Raw genomic sequence first — 16,262 nt, 5'->3', positions numbered from 1 at the left:
GATTGAGGGGGTATTCGCGGCGGGGGATTTGGTGGATCGCACCTATCGCCAGGCTGTGACCGCCGCCGGCAGCGGCTGCGCGGCCGCCATCGACGCCGAACGCTGGCTCGCCGACAATGAAGAGTCCAGCACCGCCGCACACGGCGATGCCACCGAATTTCCGGGCAGTACCGACACATTGATTGGAGCACCGCAATGACCGACGCCGAAAAGGCCGGGGCCACAATAGAAGTCTCTGACGCATCCTTCTCGACGGACGTGTTGTCCAGTAATAAGCCTGTGCTGGTTGACTTTTGGGCGACATGGTGTGGGCCCTGCAAGATGGTTGCGCCGGTCCTCGAAGAGATCGCCAGCGAGCGCGGCGATCACCTCACCGTCGCCAAGCTCGATGTCGACGCCAACCCGGAAACCGCCCAGAACTTCCAGGTGGTCTCGATCCCCACCATGATCCTGTTCAAAGACGGCCAGCCGGTGAAGCGAATCGTCGGCGCCAAGGGCAAGGCGGCACTACTGCGTGAGCTTTCCGACGCGGTTCCCAACCTCAGCTGACCTTCATTTGATTCACCGCACCACACCCAGCGCATAGCCTGGGGTTTTCCGAAATCCATGACGCGTCTGCGACAATACGGTTAGCTGTTGCCCATATGTGAGCCCGTCAGTTTGTCTCGGAGGACCCTCGGTATGTCGAGTCCGCGCCGCGAATACGGCGACGCGCTGCGCTGTGGTGACCGCAGCGCCGCTGTGACCGAGATCCGGGCCACGCTGGCCTCATTGGGAATGCTGGATGGCTCCGACGACGATCTCCGTACCGGGCGGCAGGTGGCCCTGGAACTCTTCGACGCCGAACTTGACCAGGCGGTTCGTGCCTTTCAACAGCATCGCGGCCTGCTCGTGGACGGCATTGTCGGGGAGGCCACCTACCGGGCGCTCAAAGAGGCGTCATACCGGCTCGGCGCGCGCACGTTATATCACCAATTCGGCGGCCCGCTGTTCGGTGACGACGTCGCCACGCTGCAGGCGCGGCTGCAGGATCTCGGCTTTTACACCGGCATGGTCGACGGTTACTTCGGGTTGCAGACCCACAACGCTTTGATGTCATATCAGCGTGAATGCGGGCTGTCCGCGGACGGTATCTGCGGGCCGGAAACATTGCGGTCCTTGTATTTTCTGAGTTCGCGGGTCACCGGCGGGTCACCCCACGCGCTTCGCGAAGAAGAGTTGGTTCGCCGCTCGGGTCCCAAACTGTCGGGCAAGCGGATCATCATCGATCCGGGCCGCGGCGGTGCGGACCACGGCCTGATCGTGCACGGTTCTTCGGGTCCGGTCAGCGAAGCAGATGTGTTGTGGGACTTGGCGAGCCGACTCGAGGGACGCATGGCCGCGATCGGGATGGAGACCTTCTTGTCGCGGCCGGTCAGCCGCAGCCTCCTCGACGCTGAACGCGCGGCCACCGCCAACAATGTCGGCGCCGACCTGATGATCAGCCTGCGCTGCGAGAATCAGCTCAGCGCCGCGGCCAACGGGGTGGCTTCCTTTCACTTCGGGAACTCGCATGGTTCGGTGTCCACCATCGGCCGTAATCTGGCCGACTTCATCCAGCGAGAAGTGGTGGCCCGCACCGGTTTACGTGACTGTCGTACGCACGGCCGGACGTGGGATCTGCTGCGTCTGACCCGGATGCCCACGGTCCAGGTCGACATCGGCTACATCACCAACCCGCGCGATCGCGCGATGTTGGTCTCAACCCAGACCCGCGACGCCATCGCCGAGGGAATCCTGGCCGCGGTCAAGCGCCTGTATCTGTTGGGCAAGAACGACCGGCCCACCGGGACATTCACTTTCGCCGAGTTACTGGCCCACGAATTGTCGGTGGAACGCACCAGCCAGCTGGGCGGTTCCTAACCACCCGCTAACCACCCGGGGTGGTCCCCGCCGCATTCCCTGCCGTCGACCCGGCCCCGACCGGCTGCTCCAGATGCGCGCTCTCCAGCAGACGCTCCAAGGCCGCCTCGACTTCGGCCTTCCATCCGAGACCCTTGTCAAGCTCGAGCCGCAGTCGCGGGAAGTACGTATGTGGTGCCACCACAACGAAACCCACGTCTTGCAAGAACTCCGCGTCCATCACACAACGGTCCACCGAGCAATCGCCGACGGCTTCCAACACCGCCCGCACATCGGGGCCGACCAGTCTCGGGTCCTGTAGTTCCGACACCGCCGGGGTGCGGCCGAACGCTTCGAGCGCCCGCACGCCGCGTCGAACCAACTCGTCGATGACCCGGGCGATCAAGCCGTGCGGTAGGTCGTCGGCGGCCGGTCCTGGCTCGATACCCATCGACGTCAACAGCACCGCGTCCGCGGAAACCGGCCCGGTCGGAAATCGCTGAGCACGCGGCACCGCCCGCGGTGGAGCGTAGAACACATAGCCCAGGCACGGCGGCTCGGCCTGACTTCGCTCGTCGGGGACCGCGGTGGCCACCTGTCCGCATGACCCCCACTCCAGCATCACCATCGACAACCACGCTTCCTTCTCGAATTCGGGGTCGGTGAGGTGATCCTGGTTGCCGAGGGTCGCCGGGTCGACCTCCCAGAAGACGCACCGGCGCGCGTGCTTGGGAAGCTGCTCGAATGCCTCGAGCCGCAGCGGCATGATTCGAGCGGACACTAGCCTCCTGCTCCTGTGCGGTACTGCAGCCATCTGCACCGGCAACCCCTCCAGGATAGGAGAGGTGGCCGCGATCGGGCCAGCGTTAACCTGGCCACGCGGGTTGGCGCACCCGGATCGCCGGCCCGGTGTGGTGGCGGCGCATCGATTTCCGAAAGTCGTTGCCACCCATACTGTTTCGTCGAACCGCAACACCGGGAGCCCGGAAATCTCCCACCGAACCGGCCCAATGTCACAGTGACGTAATTACACCGTGCCCCTAGATCATGCCTTGGGCGGCGTCATGACGTCGATGATTCGCTGTAGATCGTCCACCGAGCCGAACTCGACGACGATCTTGCCCTTACGTTTGCCCAGGCTGACCGTCACCCGCGTATCGAAGGCGGTCGAGAGTCGGTCAGCAACATCTTGCAGCCCGGGCATCTGCATCGGCTTGCGGCGCGGGGGCGCCGGCGTGGTCGTGCCGGCCCGGTTGGCCAACGTGACCGCCTCCTCGGTGGCCCGCACCGACAACCCCTCCGCCACGATGCGGGTGGCCAGTTCCTCCTGCGCCTCGGGACCGGCCTCCAGGGACAGGAGCGCACGAGCGTGGCCGGCGGACAGCACCCCGGCGGCCACGCGCCGCTGCACCGCGATCGGCAGCTTGAGCAACCGGATCATGTTGGTGATCAACGGCCGCGACCGTCCGATGCGGGCCGCCAGTTCATCGTGGGTGACACCGAACTCGTCGAGCAGCTGCTGGTAGGCGGCCGCCTCTTCCAACGGGTTCAGCTGCACCCGGTGGATGTTCTCCAACAGCGCGTCGCGCAGCAGATTGTCGTCGCCGGTCTCGCGCACGATCGCCGGGATGGTCGCCAGCCCCGCCTCTTGTGCCGCACGCCAGCGCCGCTCCCCCATCACGATCTGGTAGCGCGCAGCGGTTGCCGAATCCTTGACGGCCCGCACCACGATCGGCTGTAAGAGTCCGAACTCGCGGATGGAGTGCACCAGTTCGGCCAGCGCTTCCTCGTCGAAGACCTGCCGGGGTTGACGTGGGTTGCGCTCGATGTCGGCCGGTGCGATTTCGCGGTAGACCGCGCCCATCGACGAGGTGTCCTGCGGCGGCGGTCCCCCGATCAAAACGTCGGCGGCCGCGTCCCCCATCCTCGGGCCGAGGGTCGCCGGTCCGGAATCGCCCTCCGCGGGACCGGTAGGAATGAGCGAAGCCAGACCCCGGCCGAGGCCACCCTTTTTGCGTAACGGCTGCGTCATGGTCGTCCCTTCACGGATGGTGGTCAACCGCGCTCGGCGAGTTCGCGGCTCGCGTCAAGATAGCTCATGGCCCCGCGGGAACCGGGGTCGTAATCGATGATGGTCATGCTGTAGCCCGGTGCCTCGGAAACCTTCACGCTGCGCGGAATCACCGTCCGCAGCACCTTGCTCCCGAAATAGCGCCGTACCTCTTCGGCGACCTGATCCGCGAGCTTGGTGCGGCCGTCGTACATGGTCAGCACCACCGTGCTCACCTCGAGCTTCGGATTGAGGTGGGCCTTCACCATCTCGATGTTGCGCATCAACTGCGAGACACCCTCCAGGGCGTAGTACTCGCACTGGATCGGGATCAGGACTTCCGGTGCGGCGACGAGCGCGTTGATGGTCAGCAGGCCGAGCGAGGGTGGGCAGTCGATGAAGACGCAGTCGAAGTCGAGGCTGTCGAGATCGGCCAGCGCGGTGCGCAGCCGGTTCTCGCGCGCCACCATGCTCACCAACTCGATCTCGGCACCCGCCAGGTCGATCGTCGCCGGGATGCAGAACAGCCGGTCGTTGTGTGGACTCTGCCGCAGGGCGTCGCGCACGGAAACTTCGCCGAGCAGCACCTCGTACGACGACGGCGTCCCCGATTTGCGGTCGGTGATGCCGAGCGCCGTGCTCGCATTACCCTGCGGGTCGAGGTCGATGACCAGAGTCTTGAGCCCCTGCAGCGCGAGCGCGGCAGCCAGGTTGACCGCGGTGGTGGTCTTACCCACGCCGCCCTTCTGGTTCGCGACGGTGAAGACGCGGCGGCGGGCCGGACGGCGCAGCGGCGGATATGTGGTGTGTAGAACCCGCATGGCGCGTTCGGCGGCCGCCCCGATCGGGGTGTCGAATTCGGCCGCTGTTTCACGTGAAACATTCGGCTGCGCCACGGGCGGGGCCGGCGACGATTGGGGCGGTGGCGGTGCCGCGTGCGTCTCCACCGAGGCCGCGACGTCCGGCTCCGCAACGCCCCCCGAAGCCGGAGTCACCGGCCTATCTCCTGAAGAAGTCATCGGGTTGCGGCCTTCCCGGTCCGTGCCGACTTGTGGTGCGGCGGCTGTCCGCGTCGCGCTAAAACGACGGTTGCGGGGGGACGCAAATAGTTCGCGCCACATGTCACCACCCTGACATCAGCGGCGCCCGATGCTGTCATCACACGCCGGAACTCTTCAACTTCCTCGGCTGCCCGCTCCCCCTTGATGGCGAGCATTCGGCCGCCCGGGCGTAGCAACGGCATGCTCCACTTCGTCAGCTTGTCCAACGCCGCGACCGCTCGTGACACCGCCGCATCCCTCTCGCCGAACCGGTTGCGCACTCCCGGCTCTTCCGCACGGCCGCGGACCACCTCGACGGCTAACCCTAGTTCGTTGACGACCTCGTTGAGAAACTCGCTGCGGCGCAGGAGGGGTTCGAGCAGCACGACCTCGAGATCGGGCCGCGCGATCGCCAGGGGTATCCCCGGCAGACCTGCCCCACTCCCGATGTCGATGATGCGCTCGCCCGGGACGAGAAGCTCGGCGGCGGCGGCACTATTCAATATGTGGCGGTCCCAGATGCGGTCCACCTCCCGCGGCCCGAGCAGCCCGCGCTCCACACCCGCGCCGGCGAGCAGCGCGGCGTACCGTCGCGCGATACCGAGCCGCTCGCCGAAGACCTCCGTGGCCGAATCGGGCGCGGCACCGGGGTCCGAGCCCGAAGGCTCCCCCGCGGACTCGACCGAACCGACATGTTTCACGTGAAACATCCTCTAGTTGGCGTGTGCACTTTCAACCTTCGGACGCCCTTCGGACCAGACGAACTACACCGCTGTAACTCCGGGACGTCAGTCGTGCAGAACGACCACGCGGCGCGACGGCTCGACACCCTCGCTCTCGCTGTGGACCCCGGACACCGCCGCGACCGCGTCGTGGACGATCTTCCGCTCGAACGGCGTCATCGGCGCCAGCTCTTCGCGATCCCCCGATTCGAGCACCCGCCGCGCGACCTTGTCACCCAGCGCCGCCAACTCTTCGCGGCGGCGCCGGCGCCAACCCGCGACGTCGAGCATCAACCGGCTCCGCACTCCGGTCTTCTGGTGCACCGCCAGTCGGGTGAGTTCCTGCAGTGCGTCGAGCACCTCGCCGCCGCGGCCGACCAACTTGTTCAAGTCGTCGCTGCCATCGATGCTCACGATCGCGCGGCTCCCCTCAACGTCCAAGTCGATGTCACCGTCGAAGTCCAGCAGATCCAACAACTCCTCGAGGTAGTCCCCGGCGATCTCGCCCTCGGCGACCAACCGATCCTCCAGGTCGTCGGTTTCCTCGGCACCGCCCTGGACGGTGTCCTCGGCCGGCTCTGATGTCTCGAGTTCGGTATCAACGTCGCGCTCGGTGGTGTCGGCGTCTGTCATGTCTTTCTCTCCCTCATCCATGGGTCTGAGCCCGATTCGGGTCGCCCTACCCAGGGTCGCCCCGATAGCTTGTCCGCCCGTATCAGCGTTTGCGTTTCTTCGGTCGCGCACCGGGCCGCGGGGTCCGATTGCCCGGCCCATCGTTGGCTTCCGTCTCCTGCCCCTCGGCCACATCGGAATCCGTCTCCGCGGGACTGGACGCGTCGGCATCGGCCTTCGCCGAACCGTTCCCGCCCGGCGGCGCCGTCTTGGGGTTCCGCTTGGGCTTGGCGCCGGGCGCCGGCGCGTTGGCCGCCCGGCGCTCGATCGTTTCCTGCTTTTTCGCCTCGTCCTCTTTTTCGATCATCCCGAAGACGTAGTGCTGCTGACCGAAGGTCCAGATGTTGTTCGCGAACCAGTACAGGATGATCGCGAGCGGAAGGAACGGCCCACCGACGACCACGCCGAGCGGAAACACGTACAGCGCAAGCTTGTTCATCATCGCGGTCTGCGGGTTGGCCGCCGCCTCCGGGCTCTGCCTCGCCACCGACGCCCGACTGTTGAAGTACGTCGCGACGCCGGCCAGGATCATCACCGGGAGGCCAACGGCGATCACGGCGGGCCGGCTGAAGAAGGTGAACGCGTCCAAGCCCGTGCGCTGTGTCATGAAGGCGCCGATCGGTGCGCCGAACAAGTTGGCATCCAGGAAGTGCGCCACGTCCGTCGGGGTGAACACGTAGTTTCCGGTCATCCGGTTCTCGGCCACCGACAGATGCGGTTGGCCGAACCCGCCGGTGGTTCGGTTGAACGAGCGCAACACGTGATACAGACCGATGAACACCGGGATCTGCGCCAGCATGGGCAGGCAGCCGAGGATCGGATTGAAGCCGTGTTCGCGCTGCAGCTTCTGCATCTCGAGCGCCATCCGCTGGCGGTCCTTGCCGTACTTCTTCTGCAGCGCCTTGATCTGCGGTTGCAGCTCCTGCATCTGGCGCGTGGTGCGGATCTGTCGCACGAACGGCTTGTAAAGCAGCGCGCGCAGGCTGAAGACCAAGAACATCACCGACAGCGCCCAGGCGAAGAAGTTCGACGGCCCCAGCATGGAGGCGAACAACTTGTACCAAACCCACATGATCCACGACACCGGGTAGTAGACGAAGTCGAGGCTGAAGAAATCAAACAAAAGATTCACTCTCCCCTCGCGTCGCTCGGACCTCCCAAGCGTCGCTGGCATCTTGGCAATTCCCTTGGCATCCGGGACGATCCGGTATCGGATCCCATCCGCCCTCGTGCCATGGTCCGCACTTGGCGAGTCTGGCCGCAGCCAACCAGCTCCCCCGAATCAACCCGTACTCGTTCAGCGCATCGACCGCGTACTGGCTGCAGGTCGGAACGAAGCGACACGTCGCCGGACGTAGCGGCGACACCATATGCCGATAGAGCTGAATGAGGAAAATCAATCCCCGCGCTACAGACTTTCCCGCGGTGCGGGTGAACGCGCCGACCGAAGACCGTTCCGTCACGGTGCGATTCCCGCCGCCGGCATACGCCGCAAACACCGCCGCAACTCCTGCTCCAAACGGGCCGACGACGCGGTGCGGCTACTCGGCAGCGCCCGGATCACCAGGCGGTCGGACTGCTCGAGTTCGCCCAGAATCGCGCGGGCCACATGCCGCAGCCGACGGGCGACCCGGTGACGTTCCACGGCCGACCCGACGGGCTTACCGACAACCAGTCCGACGTGTGGCGCTGTCTCTCCGTCGCGGCCGTTATCCCGCCGGAAGTGAACGACGATGTCGGGCTGTGCCAGGCGAATCCCATGCTTCAGCGTCGCGTCGAACTCAATTGACCGCGTCATGCGGTTGCGTGCGGGAAGCACCGCCGAAAGACCTGACCCGCGATCAGGCAGATAGCGCGCGGCGGCCCTTGCGGCGCCGACCGGACACGATCGCGCGTCCGGCACGAGTGCGCATCCGCAAGCGGAAGCCGTGCACACGGGCTCGGCGCCGGTTGTTCGGCTGGAAGGTCCGCTTGCCCTTGGCCACGACGTTCTCCTCGTTGTTTGCCATCCGGCCGCTCAGACGTTTCGCTTCGGGCTCGTCTGCGTTCCGACCGGAGGTGGTCTTGCTGCTACTGGCCGGCGCGGTCCCCTGTGGTTCTGGGTCGCAGCCGTATCGCCGACTTTCGGGCGACTGTTTGAGGGTACTGACGAGCCTTCGCCTGGTCAAACCTGGCTTGTCACAACGCAGCCGCGCGGACCCGGTGCAAGATTTCTCATTCCGGCCACACTCCACGCCGGCGTGACTACGCTAACGAGCCGAAGCAAAGCCTCAATACCCTAAACGACCCGATTGGAATGCAGCAGAACGGTTGGCAGCCGCACGGAAAACTGTTAGCTTCTGCCCAAGTCGTTTTAGACTGAAGCAGCACTCGACAACGAAGCGAGGATGGTGGATCGACTAGCTGCCTAGACAACCTTCCAAGGTTTTCTTCCAGCGCGGAGATCGCGAGCCGTCGCGGGTAGGTTGTGGCTCGTATACGGTCATCCTGTCCACACCTGTGTATAACTATGTGGACAGCTGCTTTGTCGCCAACCGTGAGTTGCACTTCGACCCGGGACGTTCGAGAACCAGGGAGATGCGTCGTTGACCGATGACCCCGGTTCAGGCTTCACGACAGTGTGGAATGCGGTCGTTTCCGAGCTCAACGGTGACCCCACCGCAGACGGTGTCACCGCCAACCGCGCAACTCTGGTCACACCCCTCACCCCACAGCAAAGGGCCTGGCTGAATCTCGTCCGGCCGCTGACGATCGTCGAGGGATTTGCTCTGCTGTCGGTACCGAGCAGCTTCGTGCAAAACGAGATTGAACGTCATCTGCGCGCACCGATCACCGATGCGCTCAGCCGCCGGCTCGGACAGCAGATCCAATTGGGAGTCCGCATCGCTCCCCCACCCGACGATGTCGAGGACGCTCTCATCCCACCGGCGGAACCGTTCCCGGGATCCGACGCTTTCCCGGCCGACGACGCCACCATCGACACCGATGAGCCGTTCGGAACTGATCAGACCGTCGCCGACGCCCAGCCGGGCTGGCCGAATTACTTCACTGAGCGGCCGCACGCCATCGATCCCGCCGTCGCCGCCGGAACGAGCCTCAACCGCCGCTACACCTTCGACACTTTCGTCATCGGCGCCTCAAACCGGTTCGCGCATGCCGCGGCCCTGGCGATCGCCGAGGCACCGGCCCGCGCCTACAACCCCCTCTTCATCTGGGGAGAGTCCGGTCTCGGTAAGACCCACTTGCTGCACGCCGCCGGCAATTACGCGCAGCGGCTGTTCCCCGGGATGCGAGTCAAATACGTCTCCACCGAGGAATTCACCAACGACTTCATCAACTCGCTCCGCGACGACCGCAAGGTTGCCTTCAAGCGCAGCTATCGCGACGTCGACGTGCTGCTGGTCGATGACATTCAGTTCATCGAAGGCAAGGAAGGCATCCAGGAAGAGTTCTTCCACACCTTCAACACGTTGCACAACGCCAACAAGCAGATCGTCATCTCGTCTGACCGGCCGCCCAAACAGCTGGCCACCCTGGAAGACCGACTCAGGACGCGCTTCGAGTGGGGCCTGATCACCGACGTGCAGCCCCCGGAGCTGGAAACCCGGATCGCCATCTTGCGCAAAAAAGCTCAGATGGAGCGGCTGGCGGTCCCCGACGACGTCCTGGAACTCATCGCCAGCAGCATCGAGCGCAACATTCGCGAGCTCGAAGGCGCCCTGATCCGGGTGACCGCGTTCGCCTCGCTCAACAAAACCCCGATCGACAAGGCGCTGGCGGAAATCGTGCTTCGCGATTTGATCGCCGATGCCAGCACCATGCAAATCAGTGCGGCCACCATCATGGCCGCCACCGCCGAATACTTCGACACCACCGTGGAGGAACTCCGCGGCCCGGGCAAGACTCGAGCGCTGGCTCAATCACGCCAGATCGCTATGTATCTCTGCCGTGAGCTCACCGATCTGTCGTTGCCCAAGATCGGGCAGGCCTTCGGCCGTGACCACACCACGGTCATGTACGCGCAGCGCAAGATTTTGTCCGAGATGGCCGAGCGGCGTGAGGTTTTTGATCACGTCAAGGAGCTCACCACTCGCATCCGTCAGCGCTCCAAGCGCTGAATCCTGGGTTTTCGGGGCCATGCGCGTAATTTTTTTCGAGAAACTTCCCGCGCGTCCGTCACACCGGCCACACCCAGCGCATGTGCGCAGCCCTGTGCACAGAGTAATTAAACGCCGGTGTAGTACCGGTCGTTCCGTTCACACCCGCCGTTCGTCCCCATCGGACCAACACCTGACTCACAGCCGTCAACGCCACGATCCACACCGCGATCGTCGCGCTAGCTGCGCCGGGACGGAGCTGTCCCCAGAATGCACAGGCCTTAATACTGTTACTGAGATCTCTTCATCGGTTCTTCTTTGAAATATGGGCCTGGGGACGCTCGATGCACACCCGTCGTCGAACCCGCCTTCAGATCGGTTTGTCGGCCTTTGCGATTAGCTTTCAAGATGACTCCGGAGGATCTACGGTTGTTCTTCGACTGCCGTTTCGGGCGTCGTCGGCGCATCGCGTCACCGGCGTTCGTGGCGGGGCCCCGTGCTAGCGGGGGGAGGCTAGCCAAAATGGATTCGAAAACGCTGAAGGTGAAGGGACGCTATGGACGCGGCGACGACAACGGCTGGCCTCAGCGACTTGAAGTTTCGTTTGACGCGGGAGTCTTTCGCCGACGCGGTGTCGTGGGTGGCGAAGAACCTGCCGTCCAGACCCGCGGTGCCGGTGCTTTCCGGTGTGCTGCTGTCCGGGGCCGATGACGGCCTCACGATCTCCGGATTCGATTACGAGGTTTCCGCGGAAGCACAGGTGGCAGCCGAAATCGCTTCTCCCGGAAGTGTTTTGGTATCCGGGCGGCTGTTGTCAGACATCGTGCGGGCGCTGCCCAACAAGCCCATCGACTTCTACGTCGACGGCAATCGGGTGGCGCTGAACTGCGGAAACGCGAGGTTTTCGTTGCCGACGATGGCGGTCGAGGATTACCCGACGCTGCCCACCCTGCCGGACGAGACCGGGATGCTGCCCGCCGATCTGTTCGCGGAGGCGATCAGTCAGGTCGCCATCGCGGCCGGCCGCGACGACACGTTGCCGATGCTGACCGGGATCAGGGTGGAGATTTCGGGCGACACGGTGGTCTTGGCCGCCACCGACAGGTTCCGGCTGGCGGTTCGCGAGTTGACTTGGTCGGCGGCCGTACCGGACATCGAAGCCGCGGTCCTGGTGCCGGCCAAGACGCTGGCCGAAGCCGCTCGGACCGGCACCGACGGTTCCGAGGTCCGTTTGTCGTTGGGTGCGGGTGCGGGCGTCGGAAAAGACGGGTTGCTCGGCATCAGCGGGAACGGCAAGCGCAGCACCACACGCCTGCTTGACGCGGAATTCCCGAAGTTTCGCCAGCTGTTGCCGGCCGAGCACACGGCCGTCGCCACCATCAACGTGTCGGAATTGACCGAGGCCATCAAGCTGGTTGCGTTGGTCGCCGATCGGGGTGCCCAGGTGCGGATGGAATTCAGCGAGGGATCGCTGCGGCTGTCCGCGGGTGCCGATGACGTCGGCCGGGCCGAAGAAGACCTGGCGATCGATTTCGCCGGTGAGCCGTTGACGATCGCCTTCAATCCGACGTACCTGACTGACGGACTGGGATCGGTGCATTCCGAGCGGGTGTCGTTTGGTTTCACGACTCCGGGTAAGCCCGCGTTGTTGCGCCCGGCATTGGACGATGACAGTCACCCGACCGGCACGGGGCCCTTCAGCGCCCTACCGACCGATTACGTCTACCTGTTAATGCCTGTCCGGTTGCCTGGCTAGGTGTACGTCCGGCATTTAGGACTGCGCGACTTCCGGTCCTGGGCACAGGCCGACCTCGAATTGCAACCCGGTCGGACGGTCTTCATTGGTTCAAACGGTTTCGGTAAGACGAATCTGCTTGAGGCGCTGTGGTATTCGAGCACCTTGGGTTCACACCGGGTGGGAACGGACGCGCCGTTGATCCGGGGCGGCGCTGCTCGCGCGGTGGTCTCCACGATCGTGGTCAACGAGGGCAGGGAATGCGCTGTCGATCTGGAAATCGCTGCGGGGCGGGCGAATAAAGCGCGATTGAATCGTTCACCGGTGCGTAGCACCCGCGAGGTCATCGGCGTCCTGCGGGCGGTGCTTTTCGCTCCCGAGGACTTGGCATTGGTGCGCGGAGACCCGTCGGAGCGGCGGCGCTACCTCGACGACTTGGCGACGGTGCGGCGTCCTGCGGTCGCGGCGGTGCGCGCTGATTACGAAAAAGTTTTGCGGCAGCGGACCGCGCTGTTGAAATCCGTGTCCCGGGCGCGATACCGAGGCGATCAAAGCGCGCTGGACACGCTCGACGTATGGGACAGTCGCCTTGCCGAACACGGTGCCCAATTGATGGCCGCCCGTATCGATTTGGTGAATCAGTTGGCCCCGGAGGTGGAGAAGGCCTATCAGCTGTTGGCTCCGGGATCACGGGCGGCGTCCATCGCTTATCGATCCAGCCTGGGCGCCGCCGCCGCGGCGGATGTCGGCGGCGCGGACCGGGAATTCCTGGAGGCCGCCTTGTTGGCGGCATTGTCGGCGCGCCGCGATGCGGAGTTGGAGCGCGGCATGTGTTTGGTCGGCCCCCACCGCGACGACTTAGAATTGTGGCTGGGTGATCAACCGGCCAAAGGCTTTGCCAGCCACGGGGAGTCGTGGTCGTTCGCACTGGCATTGCGGCTGGCCGCGTACGAGTTGCTGCGCGCCGACGAAAGCGATCCTGTTTTGTTGCTCGACGATGTGTTCGCCGAACTTGACGCCGCGCGCCGCCGCGCGCTGGCCACGGTGGCCGAATCGGCCGAGCAGGTGTTGGTCACCGCGGCGGTGGTCGAAGACATTCCGGCGGGCTGGGACGTTCGACAGGTCTATGTCGACTTGCGTGACAGCGATTCGGGCCGGGTATCGGAGATGCGCGCATGACCGGCACGGGTGAAGGTCCGCGCCCCGACTCCAGCGGACCGTCGAGCGAGCTGACCGGGATCGACTTGGTCAGGCGCACCCTCGAAGAGGCCCGGGCGGCGGCGCGGGCCCAGGGCAAAGACGCGGGCCGAGGTCGGGCGGTGCCGCCCGCCTCCCGGCGGGTGGCGGGGCGGCGGCGCAGCTGGTCGGGGCCGGGACCCGACGTTCGCGACCCACAACCGTTGGGCAGGCTGGCGCGCGACCTGGCGAAGAAACGGGGGTGGTCCGCGCAAGTCGCCGAGGGCACCGTGCTGGGCAACTGGACGTCCGTGGTCGGCCACCAGATCGCCGACCATGCGGCCCCCACTGCCCTCAACGACGGCGTGCTGAGCGTGGCCGCCGAATCGACGGCGTGGGCCACCCAGTTGCGGATGATCCAGGCGCAGTTGTTGGCCAAGATCGCCGCGGCGGTCGGCAACGGAGTGGTGACCTCGTTGAAAATCACCGGCCCCACTGCCCCATCCTGGCGTAAGGGGCCGCGCCATATCGCCGGAAGGGGCCCGCGCGACACCTACGGTTAGGGCGCTTTGGCGGTACCTACTGATCCCCAGACAGGCCGCGATCCACAGGCCGCTCAAACCGGCCAGAATGACGTAGACACCCTTGATGCACGTCGGGACGCGGCGAGAATAGAAAAATCGTCCGCACGGCGCAGTTAGCTGGGTAGAAACGCGGCCAGAAAATCGGTACGGACGGTTAATGACGCTAGACTGGCTGTATGCGACTGTTGCGGTGACTGGAACCGCCCGCATGAAACCCCAAGGAGAGCATTCCGACCGTGGCTGCCCAGAAGAAGAAGGCGCAAGACGAGTATGGCGCTTCAGCGATCACCGTGCTCGAAGGCCTCGAGGCCGTCCGCAAACGTCCCGGCATGTACATCGGGTCCACCGGGGAGCGGGGTCTGCACCACCTCATCTGGGAGGTGGTCGACAACTCGGTCGACGAGGCGATGGCCGGTTATGCCAACAAGGTCGATGTGCGGATTCTCGACGACGGCAGTGTCGAGGTCGCCGACAACGGGCGCGGGATCCCGGTCGCGATGCACGCGACCGGCGCCCCCACCGTCGACGTGGTGATGACGCAACTTCACGCCGGCGGCAAGTTCGGCGGTGAGAACAGCGGTTACAACGTCAGTGGCGGTCTGCACGGCGTCGGCGTGTCGGTGGTCAACGCGCTGTCAAAGCGGCTCGAGGTGGACATCGCCCGCGACGGCCATGAGTGGTCGCAGTATTACGACCGCGCCGTGCCCGGAACCCTCAAACAGGGCGAGGCCACCAAGCGGACGGGCACCACGATCAGGTTCTGGGCCGACTCCGACATCTTCGAGACCACGGACTACGACTTCGAGACGGTCGCGCGCCGGTTGCAGGAAATGGCCTTCCTCAACAAGGGATTGACCATCAACCTGACCGACGAGCGGGTGACCAAGGAGGAGGTCGTCGACGAGGTCGTCAGCGATACCGCCGAGGCGCCCAAGTCGGCCCAGGAAAAAGAGGTGGAATCGACTGCGCCACACAAGGTCAAGCACCGCACGTTCCATTACCCCGGCGGCCTCGTCGACTTCGTCAAGCACATCAACCGGACCAAGAGCCCAATTCAGCAAAGCATTATCGATTTCGAAGGCAAGGGCACCGGTCACGAGGTCGAGATCGCGATGCAGTGGAACGGCGGATATTCGGAATCGGTCCACACGTTCGCTAATACAATCAACACCCACGAAGGCGGCACCCACGAGGAAGGCTTCCGCAGCGCGTTGACGTCGGTGGTGAACAAGTACGCCAAAGACAAGAAGCTGCTGAAAGAGAAAGACGCCAACCTGACCGGCGATGACATCCGGGAGGGCCTGGCCGCGGTGATCTCGGTCAAGGTCAGCGAACCGCAGTTCGAGGGCCAGACCAAGACCAAACTGGGAAACACCGAAGTCAAGTCGTTTGTACAGAAGGTCTGCAACGAACAACTGACGCACTGGTTCGAAGCCAACCCCGCGGATGCCAAAGTCGTTGTGAACAAGGCGGTGTCTTCGGCACAAGCGCGTATCGCCGCCCGCAAGGCGCGAGAGTTGGTGCGTCGCAAGAGCGCTACCGATATAGGTGGGCTACCCGGCAAGCTGGCCGACTGCCGGTCCACCGATCCGCGCAAATCGGAACTCTATGTGGTGGAGGGTGATTCGGCCGGTGGCTCGGCCAAGAGTGGCCGCGATTCGATGTTCCAGGCGATCCTTCCGTTGCGCGGCAAGATCATCAACGTCGAGAAGGCGCGTATCGACCGCGTCCTCAAAAACACTGAAGTCCAGGCGATCATCACGGCACTGGGCACCGGCATCCACGATGAATTCGACATCGCCAAACTGCGCTATCACAAGATCGTGCTGATGGCCGACGCCGACGTCGACGGCCAGCACATCTCGACGCTGCTGTTGACGCTGCTGTTCCGCTTCATGCGGCCACTCATCGAACACGGCCACGTGTTCTTGGCGCAGCCACCGCTGTACAAGTTGAAGTGGCAGCGCACCGATCCGGAGTTCGCCTATTCCGACCGTGAGCGCGACGGCCTGCTGGAGGCCGGGCAGAAGGCGGGCAAGAAGATCAACAAGGACGACGGTATTCAGCGCTACAAGGGTCTGGGTGAGATGGACGCCAAGGAATTGTGGGAAACCACAATGGACCCCACCGTCCGGGTGTTGCGCCAAGTCACGCTGGACGACGCCGCGGCTGCTGACGAACTGTTCTCCATCCTGATGGGCGAGGACGTTGAAGCCCGCCGCAGCTTTATCACCCGCAATGCCAAAGACGTTCGCTTCCTGGACGTCTGAGCGATCAGACCGGCCCCAGACTGGACCCTGCTGAC

The 16,262-nt window shown here is 64.6% G+C and carries 16 protein-coding genes and 1 pseudogene; 8 read left to right on the top strand and 9 right to left on the bottom strand.

Going from position 1 to position 16,262, the window contains the following annotated elements:
- From EPN51_RS28380 to EPN51_RS28370, 3 genes and pseudogenes are all read left to right on the top strand, one after another.
- A pseudogene (locus EPN51_RS28380) lies at window positions 1-199 on the top strand (thioredoxin-disulfide reductase); the annotation flags it as partial.
- On the top strand, window positions 196-549 hold the full coding sequence (trxA, locus tag EPN51_RS28375; protein WP_293049199.1) for a thioredoxin: 354 nt from the start codon (window positions 196-198) through the stop codon (window positions 547-549). The pseudogene EPN51_RS28380 and the gene trxA, both read left to right, overlap by 4 nt.
- A 132-nt stretch (window positions 550-681) precedes the next feature.
- Window positions 682-1,902: an N-acetylmuramoyl-L-alanine amidase gene (locus EPN51_RS28370; RefSeq protein WP_293049198.1), complete on the top strand. Its 1,221-nt coding sequence runs from the start codon at window positions 682-684 to the stop codon at window positions 1,900-1,902.
- Between the two features lie 7 nt (window positions 1,903-1,909).
- On the opposite strand, the gene EPN51_RS28365 is transcribed toward EPN51_RS28370, so the two are convergent.
- The 9 genes from EPN51_RS28365 to rpmH form a co-directional block, all read right to left on the bottom strand.
- Entirely contained in the window at window positions 1,910-2,662 is a 753-nt protein-coding gene (locus tag EPN51_RS28365) for an acetyltransferase (RefSeq protein ID WP_293049197.1), read from the bottom strand.
- A gap of 264 nt (window positions 2,663-2,926) precedes the next feature.
- Window positions 2,927-3,913 carry a ParB/RepB/Spo0J family partition protein gene (locus tag EPN51_RS28360; protein WP_293049196.1) on the bottom strand — a complete coding sequence of 329 codons (987 nt, stop codon included), beginning with the start codon at window positions 3,911-3,913 and terminating at the stop codon, window positions 2,927-2,929.
- A 23-nt stretch (window positions 3,914-3,936) separates the two neighbouring features.
- The gene (locus EPN51_RS28355; RefSeq protein WP_293049195.1) at window positions 3,937-4,950 is read right to left on the bottom strand and encodes a ParA family protein; all 1,014 of its coding nucleotides are present in this window, start codon (window positions 4,948-4,950) and stop codon (window positions 3,937-3,939) included.
- A complete protein-coding gene (rsmG, locus tag EPN51_RS28350) occupies window positions 4,947-5,681 on the bottom strand; it encodes a 16S rRNA (guanine(527)-N(7))-methyltransferase RsmG (RefSeq protein WP_293049194.1) in 735 nt (244 codons plus the stop codon). The genes EPN51_RS28355 and rsmG overlap by 4 nt, the downstream gene beginning before the upstream one ends.
- 78 nt (window positions 5,682-5,759) lie before the next feature.
- The gene (locus EPN51_RS28345) at window positions 5,760-6,326 is read right to left on the bottom strand and encodes a R3H domain-containing nucleic acid-binding protein (protein WP_293049193.1); all 567 of its coding nucleotides are present in this window, start codon (window positions 6,324-6,326) and stop codon (window positions 5,760-5,762) included.
- Between the two features lie 82 nt (window positions 6,327-6,408).
- A complete protein-coding gene (gene yidC, locus EPN51_RS28340; RefSeq protein WP_293049192.1) occupies window positions 6,409-7,497 on the bottom strand; it encodes a membrane protein insertase YidC in 1,089 nt (362 codons plus the stop codon).
- Window positions 7,481-7,828, bottom strand: a complete 348-nt coding sequence (yidD, locus tag EPN51_RS28335) for a membrane protein insertion efficiency factor YidD (protein ID WP_293049203.1) — start codon at window positions 7,826-7,828, stop codon at window positions 7,481-7,483. The genes yidC and yidD overlap by 17 nt, the downstream gene beginning before the upstream one ends.
- Complete coding sequence (rnpA, locus tag EPN51_RS28330; RefSeq protein WP_293049191.1) at window positions 7,825-8,184, bottom strand: ribonuclease P protein component; 360 nt, start codon at window positions 8,182-8,184, stop codon at window positions 7,825-7,827. Before rnpA ends, yidD begins: the two co-directional genes overlap by 4 nt.
- 22 nt (window positions 8,185-8,206) lie before the next feature.
- Complete coding sequence (gene rpmH / locus EPN51_RS28325; protein WP_003874369.1) at window positions 8,207-8,350, bottom strand: 50S ribosomal protein L34; 144 nt, start codon at window positions 8,348-8,350, stop codon at window positions 8,207-8,209.
- 600 nt (window positions 8,351-8,950) lie between these two features.
- Here rpmH and dnaA point away from each other — a divergent pair.
- From dnaA to gyrB, 5 genes are all read left to right on the top strand, one after another.
- Window positions 8,951-10,483 (top strand): chromosomal replication initiator protein DnaA, encoded by a 1,533-nt coding sequence (gene dnaA, locus EPN51_RS28320; protein WP_293049190.1) that lies wholly within the window; start codon window positions 8,951-8,953, stop codon window positions 10,481-10,483.
- Window positions 10,484-11,018: 535 nt separating this feature from the next.
- Entirely contained in the window at window positions 11,019-12,218 is a 1,200-nt protein-coding gene (gene dnaN / locus EPN51_RS28315; RefSeq protein WP_293049189.1) for a DNA polymerase III subunit beta, read from the top strand.
- Window positions 12,219-13,376, top strand: a complete 1,158-nt coding sequence (gene recF / locus EPN51_RS28310; protein ID WP_293049188.1) for a DNA replication/repair protein RecF — start codon at window positions 12,219-12,221, stop codon at window positions 13,374-13,376.
- Window positions 13,373-13,936 (top strand): DUF721 family protein, encoded by a 564-nt coding sequence (locus EPN51_RS28305; protein ID WP_293049187.1) that lies wholly within the window; start codon window positions 13,373-13,375, stop codon window positions 13,934-13,936. The genes recF and EPN51_RS28305 overlap by 4 nt, the downstream gene beginning before the upstream one ends.
- Before the next feature lie 257 nt (window positions 13,937-14,193).
- A complete protein-coding gene (gene gyrB / locus EPN51_RS28300) occupies window positions 14,194-16,227 on the top strand; it encodes a DNA topoisomerase (ATP-hydrolyzing) subunit B (RefSeq protein WP_293049186.1) in 2,034 nt (677 codons plus the stop codon).
- Window positions 16,228-16,262 lie beyond the last annotated feature (35 nt).

It is taken from the genome of Mycobacterium sp., from assembly GCF_004298145.1.
Lineage (GTDB): Bacteria > Actinomycetota > Actinomycetes > Mycobacteriales > Mycobacteriaceae > Mycobacterium.
The sequence above is the reverse complement of the archived record's forward strand: the minus strand, read 5'-3'. Positions and strand labels throughout refer to the sequence as shown.

Excerpts from the sequence above, each read along its gene's own strand:
- trxA (WP_293049199.1), top strand. The coding sequence starts at position 196 with ATGACCGACGCCGAAAAGGCCGGGGCCACAATAGAAGTCTCTGACGCA.
- EPN51_RS28370 (WP_293049198.1), top strand. The coding sequence starts at position 682 with ATGTCGAGTCCGCGCCGCGAATACGGCGACGCGCTGCGCTGTGGTGAC.
- EPN51_RS28360 (WP_293049196.1), bottom strand. The coding sequence starts at position 3,913 with ATGACGCAGCCGTTACGCAAAAAGGGTGGCCTCGGCCGGGGTCTGGCT.
- EPN51_RS28355 (WP_293049195.1), bottom strand. The coding sequence starts at position 4,950 with ATGACTTCTTCAGGAGATAGGCCGGTGACTCCGGCTTCGGGGGGCGTT.
- rsmG (WP_293049194.1), bottom strand. The coding sequence starts at position 5,681 with ATGTTTCACGTGAAACATGTCGGTTCGGTCGAGTCCGCGGGGGAGCCT.
- EPN51_RS28345 (WP_293049193.1), bottom strand. The coding sequence starts at position 6,326 with ATGACAGACGCCGACACCACCGAGCGCGACGTTGATACCGAACTCGAG.
- dnaN (WP_293049189.1), top strand. The coding sequence starts at position 11,019 with ATGGACGCGGCGACGACAACGGCTGGCCTCAGCGACTTGAAGTTTCGT.
- EPN51_RS28305 (WP_293049187.1), top strand. The coding sequence starts at position 13,373 with ATGACCGGCACGGGTGAAGGTCCGCGCCCCGACTCCAGCGGACCGTCG.